This is a genomic window from Hymenobacter mellowenesis, assembly GCF_030581005.1.
Classification (GTDB): Bacteria; Bacteroidota; Bacteroidia; order Cytophagales; family Hymenobacteraceae; genus Hymenobacter; species Hymenobacter mellowenesis.
The window spans coordinates 465,846-482,614 of the sequence record NZ_JAUQSX010000002.1 but is presented as its reverse complement, the minus strand read 5'-3'; the positions used below and the strand labels follow the sequence as shown (position 1 = coordinate 482,614).

The following is a 16,769-nucleotide window of genomic DNA, read 5'->3' as shown; positions in this document are numbered from 1 at the left end:
GGCATCTCGTGTGCCATCGTAATCCAATTGTCGGGTTTACTATTGCACGCGAGATGCCTCGGCTGCGCTCGGCATGACGTGTTTTTCCCCTCCCCATCTCCCACCTTCCTCCCCATGTACGACCTCATCGGCGACATCCACGGCCACGCCGTGGAGCTGCGCCAGCTGCTGCAGCAACTCGACTATGCCCCCGACACCACTGGGGTGTTCCGCCACGCCGGCGGGCGTCAGGTCATTTTTGTGGGTGACTTCATCGACCGCGGCCCGGCCATCCGGGAGACGCTGCAAATCGTGCGCGGCATGGTGGACGGCGGCGCGGCTCTGGCCGTGATGGGCAACCACGAGTTCAACGCGCTTAACTTCTGGACCTTCGACCCCAGCGGCGGGCACCTGCGGCCCCACCTGCCGCACCACATCCTGCAGCACCTCGAAACCATTCGCGCCTTCAGCAGCAAGGAGCTGTTTGCCGAGTGGCGCGACTACCTGGGGTGGTTCATGCGGCTGCCGCTGTTTCTGGAGCTGCCCGGGCTGCGCGTGGTGCACGCCTGCTGGGATGCCCGCTACATTGCCCAGCTGCGCGAGTGGCTGCCCGACGACCGCCTGACGCCCGAGTTTCTGCTGCGGGCCAGCCGCAAAGGCTCGGCCGAGCTGGATGCGGTGGAAATCACCCTCAAAGGCCACGAAACCGACCTCCCCGGCGACCACCACTTCTTCGACAAAGACGGCCACCGCCGCACCAAGATGCGCACCGCCTGGTGGCGCGACCCGGCCGCTGCCACCTACGACGACTATTACCTCGAAGCCATCGAGGCCCTGGCCGGCCAGCCCGTGGACGTGGCCGCCCTGCCCAACAAAAGCTACTACCAGGACGAAACGCCCGTCTTCTTCGGCCACTACTGGCTGCGCGGCGAGCCCCGCCTGCTCACGCCCCACTCGGTTTGCCTCGACTACAGCGTGGCCAAAGGCGGCGAGCTGATAGCCTACCGCTGGCACGGCGAGCAGACGCTCACGCCGGCGGGGCTGGTACGCGTGTAGGTTGATGCCAATACCTTTAGGCCCGCCGCGAAGCCCAACGATGTAGGGGCGGGGCTTGCCCCCGCCCGGCTATTTGCGCCACTTCAGCAATTTTGGGCAACCAAAGGGCTGAGGTGCGAACGCCCGGGCGGGGGCAAGTCCCGCCCCTACGTCGTTCGACTGGCCTGCTGACTTCCGAACCACCCCTTTCACTCCTTTTCCCTGTTGCCCATGCCTGACGCCTCCCCCGCCGCCGCGCCCCTGCTGCACGCCCTGCCCCTGCTGCCCACGGGCGCCTTTTATGCCGCCGCCGGCCGCTTTCACTCGCTGGCCATCCGGGCCGACGGCACCCTCTGGGCCTGGGGCGGCAACAGCTACGGCCAGCTCGGCGACGGCACCACCACCCCGCGCAACGAGCCCGTGCGCGTGGGCCAGGACTCCGACTGGCGCAGCGTGGCGGGTGGCACCAGCCACAGCCTGGGCATCCGCGCCGACGGCACCCTTTGGGCCTGGGGCGAGAACCGCTATTCCCAGCTCGGCGACGGCAGCAGCGAAACCCGCCACCAGCCGGTGCAAATCGGCACCGCCACCGACTGGCAGTGCGTGAGCGCCGGCGACACCCACTCGGCGGGCGTGCGCGCCGACGGCACGCTCTGGGCCTGGGGCTACAACGAGCACGACTTCCTGGGCGAGCTGGGTCCGGACCACACCATTCGCCACCAAACCCCCACCCGGGTGGGCACCGCCACGAACTGGCGCAGCGTGAGCGTCGGCCTGTGGCACACCCTGGCCGTGTGCACCAACGACGAGGTGTGGGCCTGGGGCCACAACGAGGCGGGCCAGCTCGGCGACGGCACCGAAGAGTCGCGCCCGCACCCCGTGCCCCTCGGGGCCGTGCGGATGCGCACCGTGAGCGCCGGCCTCTACCACTCGCTGGGCGTGAGCCCCGACGGCGCGCTCTGGGGCTGGGGCCACAACGGCAGCGGCCAGCTCGGCCTCGACCATCCGCAAATCTATGCCCGCCCCACCCGTGTGGGCACCGGCAGCAGCTGGCAAAACGTGAGCACCGGCGACCAGCACACCCTGGCCCTGAGCCACGGCCCCCACGACGCGCCCGGCCGCGGCCAGCTCTACGCCTTCGGGATGAATCAGACCGGCCAGCTCGGCGACGGCACCACCGAATCGCGCTACGCGCCCGTGCTGGTGGGCTCCAGCGCTAAGTGGGACGGCCCCACCAACAACTGGCATGCGCAGGCTTTCGGGGCCGGGGCGGCCCACTCGGTGGCCTTGCGCGCGGACGGCGATTTCTGGGCCTGGGGCTACAACGACCAGGGCCAGGTGGGCACCACCCTGCTGGGTGCCAACGCCAACCCCATCCTCCTGCAGCCCAGCAGCAGCAGCGACTGGCGCCACGTGAGCGCCGGCGGCATGCACACGCTGGCCATCCGGACCGACGGCAGCCTCTGGGCCTGGGGCAACAATGGCTACGGCCAGCTCGGCGACGGCACCACCACCGACCGGCCCCACCTCGTGCAGGTGCGCCCCCACGGCGGCTGGCGCGCCGCCTGGGCCGGCATGGCCCACAGCCTGGCCCTGCGCGACGACGGCACCCTCTGGGCCTGGGGGGCCAATTTCGCGGGCCAGCTCGGGTTGGGCGAAAAGGCGGATTGCCACCAGCCCACGCCCATCGGCCCCGACATGCGCTGGCAGGCGGCGAGCCCCGGCCTCCTGCACACACTGGCCGTGCGCGACGACGGCACCCTCTGGGCGTGGGGCGAAAACGAGCAGCACCAGCTCGGCAACGGCAACATCGACCCCAGCTTTACCCCCCGGCAGGTAGGCCACGACCACAACTGGCGCCACGTGAGCGCCGGCGCGATGGGCAGTCTGGCCCTGCGCGCCGACGGCAGCCTCTGGGTGTGGGGCCTCAACCCGCAGGGCGACCCCGCCGACCCCGCCCCGCACTACCCCAAGCCCACCGCCCTGGACCGCGGCACCGCCTGGCAGGCCGCCTACCTCGGCAGCGGCCACCTCGTAGCCCTGCGCCCCGACGGCACCCTCTGGGCCTGGGGCCGCGCCCCCGCCGACGCCTACACCGATACCGGCCACGCCCTGCGCGCGCTGCCCGCCCCGGCCACCGGGAGCTGGCGCGCCCTGAGCCAGGGCAACGCCCACACCCTGGCCCTCGACACCAACGGCTCCCTCTATGCCTGGGGCGACAACGGCGCCGGCCAGCTCTGCGACGGCACCACCGTGGCCCGGCCGCAGCCCGTCAAGTTGTTTCGCTACCAGCGGTGGAAGGCGGTGAGCGCGGGCAACACCCACAGCGTGGCCGTGCGCGACGACGGCACCCTCTGGATGTGGGGCGGTAACGAATCGGGCCAGCTCGGCCTGCCGATGATGACTACCGTGCCGATGCAGGTGAAGTAGGCCCGGCTCCACTGGGACTGACCTGCAACGCAAAGAAAGAACGTCATGCAGAGCGCAGCGAAGCATCTTTACCGCGCAACGCAATCAAAAGGATTAGTGGTGGCGGTAAAGATGCTTCGCTGCGCTCTGCATGACGTTCTTTTGTGCTTTATCAACTCCTGCCTCCCCCGCCTCATGCGTTTCCTCCCCGCTGCCCTCCTGCTGCTCCCCTTTGCTGCCCTGGCCCAGCCCCAGTTGCCCCTGCCCCGCAACTTCGAGCCCCTCTACGCCAAGGGCACCCGCGCCACCACCGGCCTGCCCGGCCCCCAGTACTGGCAGAACTCGGCCGACTATGACCTGGCCGTAAACTTCGACCCGGTGAGCCGCCGCGTGGCCGGCACCGTGGCCATTCAGTACCTCAACAACAGCCCCGACTCGCTCCGGCAACTCTGGTTCAAGCTCTACCCCAACCTCTACCAGAAGGGCGCCCCGCGCAGCAAGGCCTTTGCGCCCGAGGACATTGGCGAGGGCGTTAAGATTCTCAATCTGACCATCAACGGCGAGAATTTTGACGTGAACAAGCTGGCCATTAATGCCACCAACCTGCCGGTGGCGCTGCGCCGGGCGCTGGGGCCGCACCAGGTGGCCACCGTGCGCGCCACGTACTCCTACATCCTGAACAAGGGCTCGCACCAGCGCACCGGCGAGATTGAGCCGGGCGCCGATTTTGTGGCCTACTTCTTCCCGCGCATCGCCGTGTACGACGACCTCGACGGCTGGAACAAGGTGCCCTACACCGGCGACCAGGAGTTTTACAACGACTTCGGCAACTTCCGGGCGGCCATCACCGTGCCGAAGAACTTCGTGGTGTGGGCCACCGGCGACCTTGCCAACGCCGCCCAGGCGCTCACGCCCAAGTATGCCCAGCGCCTGCGCGAAGCTGAGCAGAGGGACGCCATCAGCACCATCATCAGCGCTGAGGACCTGGCCCGCAAGGACATTACCCCGCAGGCCGACCAGAACACCTGGCGTTTCGAGGCCAAGAACGTGACGGACTTCGTGTTTGCCACCGCCGACCATTACGTGTGGCAAAGCACCAGCCTGGTGGTGGACCCCGCCACCAAGCGCCGCACCCGCGTCGATGCCGTGTACAACCCCAAGCACAAGGACTACGCGGAGGTCATCGATTTCAGCCGCCGCACGGTGGAGGCTATGAGCTACCAGTTCCCGAAGTGGCCCTTCCCCTACGCCCACGAAACGGTGTTCGACGGGCTCGACCAGATGGAGTACCCGATGATGGTGAACGACAACCCCACCGACACCCGCGAGGACGCCATCACCCTCACCGACCACGAAATCTTCCACACGATGTTTCCCTTCTACATGGGCATCAACGAAACGAAGTACGGCTGGATGGACGAGGGCTGGGCCACCATCGGCGAGTGGCTAATTTCCTCGATGATTGACCAGAAGTTGGACGACAACTACGGCATCAAGCCCTACGCCGACAACGCCGGCGCCGAGGGCGACCTGCCCATCGTCACGCCCAGCACCCAGCAAAACGGCGGCGCCTTCTTCCTCAATTCCTACCCCAAGCCGGCCCTGGGCTACCTCTACGTGAAGGACTTGCTCGGCGATGAGCTGTTCACGAAGGCCCTGCACACATACATCCGCACCTGGAACGGCAAGCACCCCCTGCCCTACGACTTCTTCAACTCGATGAACGCCGGCGCCGGGCGCAACCTGAACTGGTTCTGGCAGCGCTGGTTTTTCGACGGCGGCTACCCCGACCTGGCCATCGCCAGCGTGAATAAAACCGCCACCGGCTACGACCTCACCGTGGCCGCCCACGGCCGCAAGCCCGTCCCCGTCGACCTCACCCTCACCTTCGCCGACAACTCGACCCAGAAAATCCACCGCAGCATTGCCGTCTGGGAGTCGGGCGCGCCGACCGTCACGGTGCCCGTCGCCACCAAGCAGCAGTTGAAGCGCGTGACACTGGGCAGCACCCTCGTGCCCGACAGCTTCCCGAAGGATAATGTGTGGGAAGGGAAATAGCCCGCCGGCCCGAGCAAGCGCAGCAGGCAAGACTCACGCGGGCGCGCCAGCATTCCGGGGCATCCTTCCCGAACTACCCGCGTACCGGCCGGCGTGCGCGGGCATCCCGGCCGGTGGCTTTCATTTGAAACAAGCGGCTTCTGTGCTTCGGCAACTCAGCGGCATTTCTGGCTTACTTTTATTCGTTTTTTTCAACATCATCTTTTTTTACCACCTCAAACCCCTTCATGAAACACCTTTTCCAATTTCTCTTTTTGGCTTTCTTCGCTGCCACTACCCTTGTGCTGTCCTCGTGCGGCGATGACAAGAAGACAGACCCCACCCCCACCACCGGCACGGTGAACGGGCAGATTTCTCCCGCCAACTCCGTAACGACCGTGACGGCCACCAGCTCGGCCACCCCGGCCACCACCGCCACGGCCACCCCCAACGCCAGCGGGGCCTACACCTTTTCCAATCTGGCCGCTGGTACTTACACGCTGAGCTTCACGCCGGCCACGGGCTACGCGACCCCGGCCACGCAAACCGTGACGGTGACAGCGGGTGGCACGGCCACGGCCACGCCCGTCACGGCCACGACGAGCAGCTCGGGCGGTGCTACCTTGGCTTACACCATCAACGGCACCGCCACCACGGCCAACCTAGTCACGGCCAACGTGTTGTTTGGCTCGCTGGTCATTCAGAGCAGCAGCAGCGTGGGCGCCCGGGGTGTATCGCTCAGCCTAGACCAGGTGCCGACCGGTCCCCGCACCTACACGTTTGGCGGGGCAGGCAGCACCTCGGAAATCAGCGTGGTAGAGGCCGCGGGCGCCGGCCTGGCCGAATGGAACACCACCGTCTCGGGGGGCACGGGCACCGTCACCATCACTTCGGTAAGCACGAACCCGCGGCGGGCTTCGGGCACGTTCAGCGCCGTGGCTCAGCCCCGGAGCGGCGGCGCAAGCGGGACGCGCACCATCACCACTGGCACGTTCAGCAACGTGGGCTTCTAAGCGCAGCGGCCCAGCCGCTTTTCCCCAAAAAACCAGTTGGCCCGGCCGGCTGGTTTTTTTTGCACTCGGACGGCCCGCCATTCCCGACGTTGTACCTTTGCCCGCAGTGATGGGTCGCCCCACCGCGGCGCCCAACGCAAGACGGGCGACGAGGAAAGTCCGGGCAACGCAGAGCACCCTGCTTCCTAACGGGAAGGACTGGCGAGTATAATGCGAACCAGGACAGCCAGTGCCACAGAAAATTACCGCCTACGTCGCCTTCGGGCGGCCGGTAAGGGTGAAAAGGTGCGGTAAGAGCGCACCAGCGGGCGGGTGACCGTCCCGGCTGGGTAAACCTCAGGGGTTGAAAGACCAAATAAGCTGGTACGCCGGCGCGGCTTCGGCCGCATCGGCACCGGGCGGCTCGTCCGGCGCCAGCGGGTAGGTTGATGGAGCCTTTCCGCGAGGACTGGCCTAGATAAATGGTGGGGCAGTGGCTTCGGCCGCGGACAAAACCCGGCTTACAGACCCATCACCACTAATCAAAAAAGGCCTTTTCCGCGCGGGAAGGGCCTTTTTTTGTTTTGCATATCGAGACTAAAAAACGTCATGTCGAGCTTGCCGAGACATCTCGCGTGGGGTAGTAAACCAATCGATTTGATTACTTCGGCACGCGAGATGTCTCGGCATGCTCGACATGGCGTTCTTTTTCTGACCTCACTTCTTGGCCGCCCGCGCGGCCTTCACCTCGCCCACCGTCACGGCGCTGGCCTTGTTGCCGAAGCTGTTGCGCACGTAGGTGAGCACGTCGGCCATTTGCTGCTCGGTAAGGTGGGTTTGGGCGGGCATCACGCTGCGGTATTCCTCGCCATTGATTTCCACGCCTTTTAGGCCGTTGAGCAGCACGCCTATCAGGCGGGGTTTGTCGCCCAGCACGTAGTCGGTTTTGGTCAGGGGCGGGTTCATGCCGTCCACGCCGCCACCGTCGGCCTGGTGGCAGCTCAGGCAATTTTGGGCGTAGATGGCCTTGCCCGACGCCAGCAGCGCAGGCGACACGCCGGCCGTGGGCTTTTTGGCCGGGGCTTTGGCGGCCGGTTTTTTCTGGGCAAAAGCAGCCCCGCTGCTCAGCAGCAACAGGGACAGCAGGACACAAATATTCTTCACGAAAGACGGTTATTTCTGATTGTAGACAATGCGGTAGATGGTGCCGGCCTTGTCGTCGGACACGTACAGCGAACCATCCGGCCCCTGGGCGAGCCCGCAGGGCTTGTGGTCGGCGCGGCCGCTGGCCACCTTCTCGGCCGAGCCGGCGAAGTTGTCGGCAAACACTTCCCACGGGCCGCTGGGCTTGCCGTTCTGGAAGGGCTGAAACACCACGTAATAACCCTTCTGGGGCTCAGGCGCACGGTTCCAGGAACCGTGGAAGGCGATGAATGCCCCGTTGCGGTACTTGGCCGGAAACATGGTGCCGGTGTAGAACAACAGGCCGTCGGGCGCGGTGTGGGCGGGGTAGGCGGCGGCAGGGTCCAGGTACTTGGCGTCGGCCAGCTTCTTGCCGTCGCCGCCGTACTCGGGGGCCAGGATTTTCTGCTTCTTCACCGGGTCGTAGTACAGGTAGGGCCAGCCGGCATTAGCGCCCTTGGTGAGGGCGTAGAGGCACTCGGCGGGCAGCTCAGCCGACTGCTTGGTGTCGTACAGGGCCGGGAAGATGTCGTGCAGCTGGTCGCGGCCGTGCTGCATCACGAAAAGCTGGTTGCTCTGCGCGTTCCAGTCGAGGCCCACCACGTTGCGCAGGCCCGTGGCGAAGCGCGTGCCGGTGCCGTAAGTCTGTCCCACCTTATCGGCCCGGAACTGCCATATGCCGCCCGCCGAATCCAGAATTGGGCAGCCCGGCCGCCCCATCGAGCCTTTCTCCCGGTCCTTTTCCTGGCAGGAGTTGGAGTAGGCGCCCACGTTCACGTAAAGGTTGCCGGCGTTGTCGAGCACAATTGATTTGCTTTCGTGCTCGCCCCGGTTCAGCAGGCCGGACACGATTTTTTCGGGCTGGGCGGGGTTGGTCACCTCCCCTTTCGCATCCAGCTTGTAGCGGTACACGTCCTCATCCGAAGAGGCGTACAGATAGTTGCCTTTGGCATAGATGCCCGTGCCGCCGTAGCTGCCAAAACCACCCGTGACGGTGGCCTTGCCGCCGGCCGTATGCTTGAGTTCGAGAATGCCCTTGCCGTCTTTAGCCCGGTTCAGCTTCACGTAGATGGTGCCTTGCGGCGTGACGGCGATATGCCGGGCACGGGCGCCGGTTTCGGCCACCACCAGCGCGCCAAAGCCGGCGGGCAGCTTCAGGCCGGCGTTGTTGGGGTCGGCCGTCACGGCGCTGGGCCGGCTGGTTAAAGAATAAAGGCCGAAGCTGCTGGCCAAGGCCGCCGCGAGCAGCAGCGGACGGGTGGGATTGATTTTCATGGATGTTTTTTGGAGTGTCACGTTATACGGCTAAGTGATTTGGCGCAGGTACCGGAAAAGCCGTTTTTTTGTAGCGCATGCTTTAGCTTGCGCCCCAGCGGCGGTAATAAGCCCGGCCAGTCGCTTTTGTTTCACCATACGCCGCGCAAGCTAAAGCATGCGCTACAACTCATGCCCCGCATCCTCATCATCGACGACGAAAAAGCCATCCGCAACACGCTGAAGGAGATTCTGGAATTTGAAAGCTACACCGTCGACCAAGCCGAAGACGGCCCCGCCGGCCTCGATTTGCTGATTCAGCAGAAGTACGACGTAGTGCTCTGCGACATCCGCATGCCCAAAATGGACGGCCTCGAAGTGCTGGAACGCGCCCAGAAAATGGGCACCGACGCCGCCTTCATCATGGTGTCAGCCCACGGCAGCATCGACACGGCCGTGGAAGCCACCAAAAAAGGCGCTTACGACTTCCTGCCCAAGCCGCCCGACCTCAACCGCCTGCTCGTCACCGTCCGCAACGCCCTTGACCGCACCAAGCTGGTGAGCGAAACCAAGACGCTGAAAAAGAAGCTCTCCGTCACGAAAGGCTCCGAGATGGTGGGCTCCTCGGCCGCCCTCGGCGCCGTGCGCAAAGCCATCGAAAAGGTGGCCCCCACCGACGCCCGCGTCCTCATCACCGGCCCCAACGGCGCCGGCAAGGAGATGGTGGCCCGCCAGCTGCACGAGCTCAGCAGCCGCGCCCAGGGCCCGCTGGTGGAAGTAAACTGCGCCGCTATCCCGTCGGAACTCATCGAAAGCGAGCTGTTCGGCCACGAAAAAGGCTCCTTCACCTCGGCCGTGAAGCAGCGCATCGGCAAGTTTGAGCAGGCCGACGGTGGCACGCTTTTCCTCGACGAAATCGGCGACATGAGCCTCTCGGCCCAGGCCAAAGTGCTGCGCGCGCTGCAGGAGAATAAAATCACCCGCGTGGGCGGCGAAAAGGAAATTTCGGTGAACGTGCGCGTCCTCGCCGCCACCAACAAAAACCTGCTTCAGGAAATCGCCGACCGCAACTTCCGCGAAGACCTTTACCACCGCCTCTCGGTCATCCTCATCCAGGTCCCCGCCCTCAACGACCGCCGCGAAGACATCCCCGAACTGATTCAAAAGTTTCTCAACGACATCGCCGCCGACTACGGCAATAAGCCCAAGAAAGTGGACCCCGCCGCGCTGGAGTATTTGAAGGGTTTGGATTGGCGCGGCAACATCCGCGAGCTGCGCAACGTGGTGGAGCGGCTGGTAATTATGAGCGACGACACGATTTCGGCCGATGACGCGAAAGCGTTTGCGGGGAAATAGTTCTTTGGAGAAAATAGCGGCGCCCGAATCTTTTAATTCGGGCGTCGCTATTTTTTACTGGCTATGCAAATTAACTGTCGGCCTGAATATTCGATAAAGAGTTACCCACAGCTATTTATCAGTAGGCGAATTAATTACTTGAATTTATTTGCGATATAATTCCAAGGACAAGAACTTTTTTAAAGCACTCTATTTCCCAATTCGCAAAAAACGGGCAGCGTTGTTATACAGAATATCTTCCTTGTCTTTTTTGCTGAGAAAAGCCAGGCTATTCAGAAACTGAATTGATTTGGGTATGGCCCCCGGCCACCGCATCTGGTCGGAACCGAACATCACCCGCGACAAGCTGCCATCCGCTTTGGCCAGTTTCAGAAACTCAGTAGCGTAGTGCTGCGTGAGCGGCGACACCCACAGGATGGCGCCCAAGTCGGTGTACACCTGCGGGTACATCTGCATCATTCTAACGGCGTGCTCATAACCACACTTCCCCCGAGTGCATCATGTACAGCCGCAATTTTGGGTACTTAATCAGCACATCTTCCAGCAGGAAAGGGTCACCCAAACTCAGGCGGGCATTGGGCGAGCCGTGATAAGGCGTTTCGGGGGGGCCGCCGCCGATGTGAACCGCAACCGGCACATCGTACCGCTCACAAATGCGCAGATAAGGCTGCCAGATGCGGTCGGCCAGCGTAGAGCCGGCGTAGTACGCGCCCACCTCGCCAAACACCGCGATTTTCTTGTCCAGAATCAGCTGCTTCAGCCGAACCGTATCCATCCCGTACTCGTCGGGTTTATCGATTGCGATGGCGGGGATGAACAGGTGCGCCGAGTCTTTGCGCATCCAACTCTCTACGGCGCTTGGCGAGCCGCTGATAACCACATGCCGTGCCCCGGCTTTGCGCAGCGCCGCATAAGTTTCCTGGAAATGGGCAGAGGCGTTTTTTGCGGGGCTGCATCCTTGCAGAGTCGGCGCCGGGTATGCGAATCTGTTGTCGTCGTAACAGTGTACATGCACGTCAATAAGCTGTGGCGACTGCGCTTGCGCAACTGCGGCCTTGCCCGCCAGCAAAGCCAGGCACATTAGGAGCTTTCTCACGATTTTTGCTTTATACTACCCGGTAATTAGGCCTGTTCAACAAGTCGGCATCTCAGCATTCGACCGGCATGTTGAGCGTATAATATGTTCGCAAGGTAGTGATTCACCCAATCCCATTCACACCAGCTGATTGCACCCGCGAACGTCCGAATTATCCATGCGCCCCAGCACCTCAAACGAGCCGTCCGGGTGCATGCGGGCCAAATCCTTGGTTTCAATAAAAGCGCAGGAATCGATGTTAGCCAAATCAATCACGTTGATGGCCCCGTCTCCCCTGCTGCCAATGGAAAACGGGTCTGACGGGTCGCGCAGCAGCACCCGCAGCGGTGCGGGGCAGTGGAAACGGCCGTCGCCCAGCGAATAGGCCTGGCTGAGTAGCTCCGTCATGCCGTATTCGGAATGGATGCCAGCCGGCCCGAACGCCTGCTGCAATTCGACGTGCAGCTCCTCGCGAATCATCTCGCGGCGGCGGCCCTTCATGCCGCCGGTTTCCAGCACGGTGAGGCCTTGCAGCTCCGGCGCGGGCCCGGCTTCGGCCGCGAAATCCAGCAGCGCGTAGCTCACGCCGATAAGCATGACGCGGCGGCCCGGCGTCTGCTTGGCCTCGGCCAGCGCGGCGCGCAGAGCGGCGTGGTCGTACAGGAAAAAGGCCGGCTGCGTTTGGCCCGACTGCCGCGCGAAATAATCGACCATGGCCACCAGCGAGGAATGGCCCTGCTCCAGATACGAGGGCAGCAGCGCCAGAAACGTCCAGCCCGGGAGCGGGCCGTAGGACTGCTCGAAGATGCGGGCCGCGTTTTCGCGGTACAGGGCGGGGTCGCGCACCAGGTGGCGGCTGCGCTGCTGCAAAGTGGTGCCGCTGCTCAGAAACAGCTCCTGCGCTTCCCAAGTGGCGGGTTCGGTGCGAACTTCGTGGGTTTTGAAAAACTCGATGGGCAGAAACGGAATGTCCGTCAGCCGGGCCACGGTGGCCGGGTTTCGGCCCAGCTGCGCCAGATACTCGGCGTAGGGCGGGCAGTGCGCGACTTGGTGCCGAAACAGGGCCAAGGCGGCGGCTTCAAACTCGTCCTCATTTAACGCCGGAAGGCGGCGTAAGAAATCATCTCGGAAACTCATGCGCAAGGCTTGTGGTTAGCAACGCAGGCCGAACCAACCGGCGCTGCTATTCGTTGGGAAAAACGTACTTTGGCGCTACGTTCGTCGTTGTAATGTTGTCTCGTCACTTTCTGCTCCCATGAATCTGTTTCGTACCCTTCCGGCCGTCGCCATTTGCCTGGGCGGCCTGAGCCTCAGCGGCTGCCTCAGCGCCCCCGATTACCCGGTAGTGCCGGCCATCGATTTTAAATCGGTGACGGTAGCGCGCGTGAAAACCGGGACAAATACCGAAATCGACACACTCACGTTTTCGGTTGATTTCCGCGACGGCGACGGCGACCTCGGTCTTTCTGATGACGACATCAAAGTTGCGCCTTATAACTCTACCACCAACGGCTTCAACAACCGCGGCTACGCCTACAATTATAAGATTCAGCCTTACAAAAAGGTAGGCAACACCTATGTCCGGTTTATCAACACTGGCGGCGTGGCTGGCGAGTACGATGGTCGGTTTCTGCACCTCGAAAAAGAAGGTTCGCGCCCTGCTCCCCTCAAAGGCACCCTCAACTACAAGCTGCCCCTCAGCGTCGACGGCGCCCCGTTCTTTCCCGGCGACATATTTAGGTTCGAAATTACTATTATGGACCGGGCGCTGCATGAGAGCAACACCGTCACTACTACCGATGTAACGCTGGCCCGCTAAGGCCAGCGTTTTTTTGGCTTAATAAATTTCGGGGAATTTCTCCGGCTCGGCCTCGCTCATCAGCTCGTACACCGTGTCGAACACGTCTTCAGCGTTGGGCTTGCTGAAGTAGTCGCCGTCGGAGCTGTAGGCCGGGCGGTGGGGCTGCGCGGCCAGGCAGCGCGGCTGCGCATCCAGGAAGCGGTAAGCCCCTTGCTCGTCCAGCACGTGCTGCATCATGAAGGCGGTGGCGCCGCCGGGCACGTCCTCGTCGGCAAATACCACGCGGTTGGTTTTCTGCAGGCTGTCGGCAATGAGGTGGTCAGTATCGAAGGGCAGCAGCGTCTGCACGTCAATTACTTCCACCGAAATGCCCACTTCGGCCAGCTGCTTGGCCGCTTCCATCACAATGCGGCACATCGAGCCGTAGGTGACCACCGTCACGTCAGTGCCTTTTTTCAGCACCTCCGGCCGGCCCAGCGGCAGCGTGAATTCACCCACGTTGGCCGGGATGGTTTCTTTCAGACGGTAACCGTTCAGGCACTCTATCACCAGCGCGGGCTCGTCGCTGCGCAGCAGCGTGTTGTAGAACCCGGCCGCCTGCGTCATGTTGCGCGGCACGCACACATGAATGCCGCGGATGCTGCCCAAAATCATCTGCATGGGCGAGCCCGAGTGCCAGATGCCCTCCAGCCGGTGCCCGCGGGTGCGGATGATGAGCGGAGCCTTCTGCCCGCCCTTGGTGCGGTACTGCAGGCAGGCGAGGTCATCGCTGAGAATCTGGATGGCGTAGAGCAGGTAATCCAGGTACTGGATTTCGGTGATGGGCCGCAGGCCGCGCAACGCCGCCCCAATGCCCTGCCCGATGATGGTGCACTCGCGGATGCCGGTATCGGTCACGCGCAACTCACCAAACTTGTCCTGCAAGCCCGCAAAGGCCTGGTTCACGTCGCCAATCTTACCCACGTCCTCGCCAATGGCGAAGATGCTGGGGTCGCGCTGGAAGTTGGCGTCGAAGCAGGCTTGTAGCACTTCGCGGCCATCCACCTGCGCGGCATCGGGCGCAAAGGTGGCAGCCACTTCCTCAATGTTGCCCACCGCGTATTCGCTCTGGCTGAACAGGTTGGAGTTGTAGCGGTCGGCGTTTTCGGCCAGTAGCTGCTCCAAGTGGCGCTGCACCACGCGCCGGCCGAAGCTGCGCTTCTCATTTCGCACGGCGCGCAGCACGCGGCGCATGGTCCGCACAATGTCGGCCCGGATGGGCGTGGGGTTGGTTTTGAGCTGCTCCACCAGCTCGTGCAGCGTGTTTTCGGTGCCGGTGTCGGTCACCAGCTTTTCGAGCATGCCCACGGCCTCGTCGCGCTCGGCCTTGATGGGGTCGAAGAAAGCGGCCCAGGCAGCCGTGCGGGCCGTTTTGATGACGGCGGCGGCGTTTTTCTCGATGTCGTCCAGCTCCAATTCGGTGGCGTGGCCCTCGGCCAGCAGCCATTCGCGCAGCTTGTGCAGGCAGTCGTGCGACTCCTCCCAGCCCAGGCGGTCCTTGCTTTTGTAGCGCTCGTGCGAACCGCTGGTGCTGTGGCCCTGCGGCTGCGTGAGCTCCGTGATGTGGATGAGCACGGGTACGTGCTGCTCGCGGCACACGGCGGCGGCCCGCTGATAGGTGTCGACCAAACCGGCGTAGTCCCAGCCGCGCACTACGAAGATTTCGAAGCCCGACTGGCCTTCGCCTTCGCGCTGCAGGCCCATCATGATGTCCGAAATGCTCTGCTTGGTGGTCTGGTATTCAGCCGGAACGGAGATGCCGTAGTGGTCGTCCCACACGCTCACAAGCATGGGCACCTGCAGCACACCGGCCGCGTTCAGCGCTTCGAAAAACATGCCTTCCGAGGTGCTGGCGTTGCCGATGGTGCCAAAGGCCACCTCGTTGCCGTTGGTCGAAAGGTCGGTGAATTGGTGCAGCTCGGGGTTTTGGCGGAACAGCTTGGAGGCGTAGGCCATGCCCAGCAGGCGCGGCATCTGGCCGGCCGTGGGCGAGATGTCGGCCGAAGAGTTCTTGCTGTGCGCCAGGGCCGTGAGGTTGCCGTCGTCGTCCAGCATGCGGGTGGCGAAGTGGCCGTTCATGGCGCGGCCAGCGGTGGCGGGCTCGGCCTCCACGTCGGGGTTGGCGTAGAGCTGGGCGAAGTACTGCTCCCAGGTGAGCTGGCCGATGGCCACCATAAAGGTTTGGTCGCGGTAGTAGCCGGCGCGGAAGTCGCCGTCCTGGAAGGCGCGGGCCATGGCCAGCTGGGGCACTTCCTTGCCATCGCCGAAGATGCCAAACTTGGCCTTGCCCATGAACACTTCCTTGCGGCCCGCCAGCGAGGCGTGCCGGCTTTCCCAGGCCAGGCGGTAATCGGTGAGAAAATCGGCCTTGGTGAGGGGCGCGCTTAGCGCGGGCTGGGCAGTTTCGGCAGCAGACATATAATATCGGGGAACGGGGAAGTGGGAATTCTGAGTGAGGAAGGCAGGACCGGCCGGAGCCGTGGTGCAAAAATACGGAATCGGGGCCGGCTAGGTGGTGCGCAGGCTTTGGCCGTATATTTGGGGTAGGAACGTTGGGTTGGGTGCAGTCGGGTTATTATCCCGTGCCGCAGAATTCAATCGCCTGTCATCCTGAGCGGAGCGAAGGACCTTATCACGTCACAACGCATTGTTCAAACCTGATAAGGTCCTTCGCTCCGCTCAGGATGACAGATTGCGCTAGCGAGATGTCTCGGCAAGCCCGACATGACGTGCTTTTTTTCGATTTTCACTGACTTTCTATTTTAACCATGAAACGTCTTCTTACCCTCTGCCTGCTGGCCATCGGCCTCTCGGCCCACGCCCAGGGCGTGATGAAGTTTGAAACCGACAACCACGACTTCGGCAACGTGCCCGAAGGCACGATGGCAACCTACGAGTTCAAGTTCAAGAACACCGGCAACCAGCCCGTGGTTATTGCCAACGTGCAGGCTAGCTGCGGCTGCACCACCCCCGATTGGACCAAAACGCCCGTGCTGCCCGGCAAAGTCGGCATCATCAAGGCTATGTACAGCAGCGCCGGCCGCCCCGGTGTGTTCAACAAAACGGTGACCGTGACCAGCAATGCCGCCGACCCCAGCAAAGTCCTTAGCATCAAGGGTTCGGTACTCACCAAGGAGCAAATGAAGCCCACGCTTACGCCCGCCCAGCTGGCCGCCTCGCCCCACTTGGTGGTGGACCAGGCCAGCCACGATTTCGGCAAGTTTGAGGCCGGCCAGCAGCCCACGGCCCGCTTCACCATTAAAAACACCGGCAAAACCGAATTGGTACTCGGTGCCCTCACCTCCGGCTGCTACTGCGTGGGCTACAAGGCCACGCCCAGGCCCATTGCCCCCGGCCAGAGCGCCGTGGTGGACCTGATTTATAGCCAACGCCAGCTCGGCCAGGTGAGCGATGTAGTGACCATTGCCTCCAATGACGTGAGCGGCGACGCCAAAATCACCCTCAAGGCCAACATCGTGCGCGACCTGAGCGGCAACAGCATGGTGAAGGAAAGCGGCACGGCCGTGCCGTTTAAGTAATCCGGACCACGGATTGGCTGCGCCGAACTTCGCTTCGCTCGGATTTTTCGGATTAATCGGATTTTGTGAAC

At 63.2% G+C, this 16,769-nt stretch carries 13 protein-coding genes and 1 other RNA gene; 8 read left to right on the top strand and 6 right to left on the bottom strand.

Annotation, left to right across the window (positions count from 1 at the left end; all coding sequences use genetic code 11):
- The first annotated feature begins 114 nt into the window (after nucleotides 1–114).
- The 5 genes from Q5H92_RS06060 to rnpB all read left to right on the top strand — a co-directional run bounded on the left by Q5H92_RS06060 (nucleotide 115) and on the right by rnpB (nucleotide 6,992).
- Nucleotides 115–1,035 carry a metallophosphoesterase gene (locus Q5H92_RS06060; RefSeq protein ID WP_305010600.1) on the top strand — a complete coding sequence of 307 codons (921 nt, stop codon included), beginning with the start codon at nucleotides 115–117 and terminating at the stop codon, nucleotides 1,033–1,035.
- A gap of 210 nt (nucleotides 1,036–1,245) precedes the next feature.
- Nucleotides 1,246–3,444 (top strand): RCC1 domain-containing protein, encoded by a 2,199-nt coding sequence (locus Q5H92_RS06055; RefSeq protein WP_305010599.1) that lies wholly within the window; start codon nucleotides 1,246–1,248, stop codon nucleotides 3,442–3,444.
- A gap of 174 nt (nucleotides 3,445–3,618) precedes the next feature.
- Nucleotides 3,619–5,481 carry a M1 family metallopeptidase gene (locus Q5H92_RS06050; protein ID WP_305010598.1) on the top strand — a complete coding sequence of 621 codons (1,863 nt, stop codon included), beginning with the start codon at nucleotides 3,619–3,621 and terminating at the stop codon, nucleotides 5,479–5,481.
- Between the two features lie 227 nt (nucleotides 5,482–5,708).
- Nucleotides 5,709–6,473, top strand: a complete 765-nt coding sequence (locus Q5H92_RS06045) for a carboxypeptidase-like regulatory domain-containing protein (protein ID WP_305010597.1) — start codon at nucleotides 5,709–5,711, stop codon at nucleotides 6,471–6,473.
- Nucleotides 6,474–6,579: 106 nt separating this feature from the next.
- Nucleotides 6,580–6,992: RNase P RNA component class A (rnpB, locus tag Q5H92_RS06040), an RNA gene on the top strand.
- Between the two features lie 177 nt (nucleotides 6,993–7,169).
- Here the strand turns inward: rnpB and Q5H92_RS06035 are convergent.
- Both Q5H92_RS06035 and Q5H92_RS06030 read right to left on the bottom strand, forming a co-directional pair.
- The gene (locus tag Q5H92_RS06035) at nucleotides 7,170–7,616 is read right to left on the bottom strand and encodes a c-type cytochrome (protein ID WP_305010596.1); all 447 of its coding nucleotides are present in this window, start codon (nucleotides 7,614–7,616) and stop codon (nucleotides 7,170–7,172) included.
- Between the two features lie 9 nt (nucleotides 7,617–7,625).
- Nucleotides 7,626–8,909 (bottom strand): PQQ-dependent sugar dehydrogenase, encoded by a 1,284-nt coding sequence (locus Q5H92_RS06030; protein WP_305010595.1) that lies wholly within the window; start codon nucleotides 8,907–8,909, stop codon nucleotides 7,626–7,628.
- Nucleotides 8,910–9,080: 171 nt separating this feature from the next.
- Between Q5H92_RS06030 and Q5H92_RS06025 the strand changes: the two genes are divergently transcribed.
- Complete coding sequence (locus Q5H92_RS06025; RefSeq protein ID WP_305010594.1) at nucleotides 9,081–10,244, top strand: sigma-54-dependent transcriptional regulator; 1,164 nt, start codon at nucleotides 9,081–9,083, stop codon at nucleotides 10,242–10,244.
- Nucleotides 10,245–10,433: 189 nt separating this feature from the next.
- On the opposite strand, the gene Q5H92_RS06020 is transcribed toward Q5H92_RS06025, so the two are convergent.
- The 3 genes from Q5H92_RS06020 to Q5H92_RS06010 form a co-directional block, all read right to left on the bottom strand.
- Nucleotides 10,434–10,703, bottom strand: a complete 270-nt coding sequence (locus tag Q5H92_RS06020; protein WP_305010593.1) for an amidohydrolase family protein — start codon at nucleotides 10,701–10,703, stop codon at nucleotides 10,434–10,436.
- A 13-nt stretch (nucleotides 10,704–10,716) separates the two neighbouring features.
- A complete protein-coding gene (locus Q5H92_RS06015) occupies nucleotides 10,717–11,340 on the bottom strand; it encodes an amidohydrolase family protein (protein WP_305010592.1) in 624 nt (207 codons plus the stop codon).
- A gap of 117 nt (nucleotides 11,341–11,457) precedes the next feature.
- The gene (locus Q5H92_RS06010; RefSeq protein ID WP_305010591.1) at nucleotides 11,458–12,456 is read right to left on the bottom strand and encodes an acyl-CoA synthetase family protein; all 999 of its coding nucleotides are present in this window, start codon (nucleotides 12,454–12,456) and stop codon (nucleotides 11,458–11,460) included.
- 118 nt (nucleotides 12,457–12,574) lie between these two features.
- Between Q5H92_RS06010 and Q5H92_RS06005 the strand changes: the two genes are divergently transcribed.
- Nucleotides 12,575–13,138 carry a hypothetical protein gene (locus tag Q5H92_RS06005; protein ID WP_305010590.1) on the top strand — a complete coding sequence of 188 codons (564 nt, stop codon included), beginning with the start codon at nucleotides 12,575–12,577 and terminating at the stop codon, nucleotides 13,136–13,138.
- Nucleotides 13,139–13,156: 18 nt separating this feature from the next.
- On the opposite strand, the gene Q5H92_RS06000 is transcribed toward Q5H92_RS06005, so the two are convergent.
- Entirely contained in the window at nucleotides 13,157–15,577 is a 2,421-nt protein-coding gene (locus Q5H92_RS06000) for an alpha-ketoacid dehydrogenase subunit alpha/beta (RefSeq protein WP_305010589.1), read from the bottom strand.
- 350 nt (nucleotides 15,578–15,927) lie between these two features.
- On the opposite strand from Q5H92_RS06000, the gene Q5H92_RS05995 reads away from it, so the two are divergent.
- Nucleotides 15,928–16,698: a DUF1573 domain-containing protein gene (locus tag Q5H92_RS05995; RefSeq protein ID WP_305010588.1), complete on the top strand. Its 771-nt coding sequence runs from the start codon at nucleotides 15,928–15,930 to the stop codon at nucleotides 16,696–16,698.
- Nucleotides 16,699–16,769: the final 71 nt, after the last annotated feature.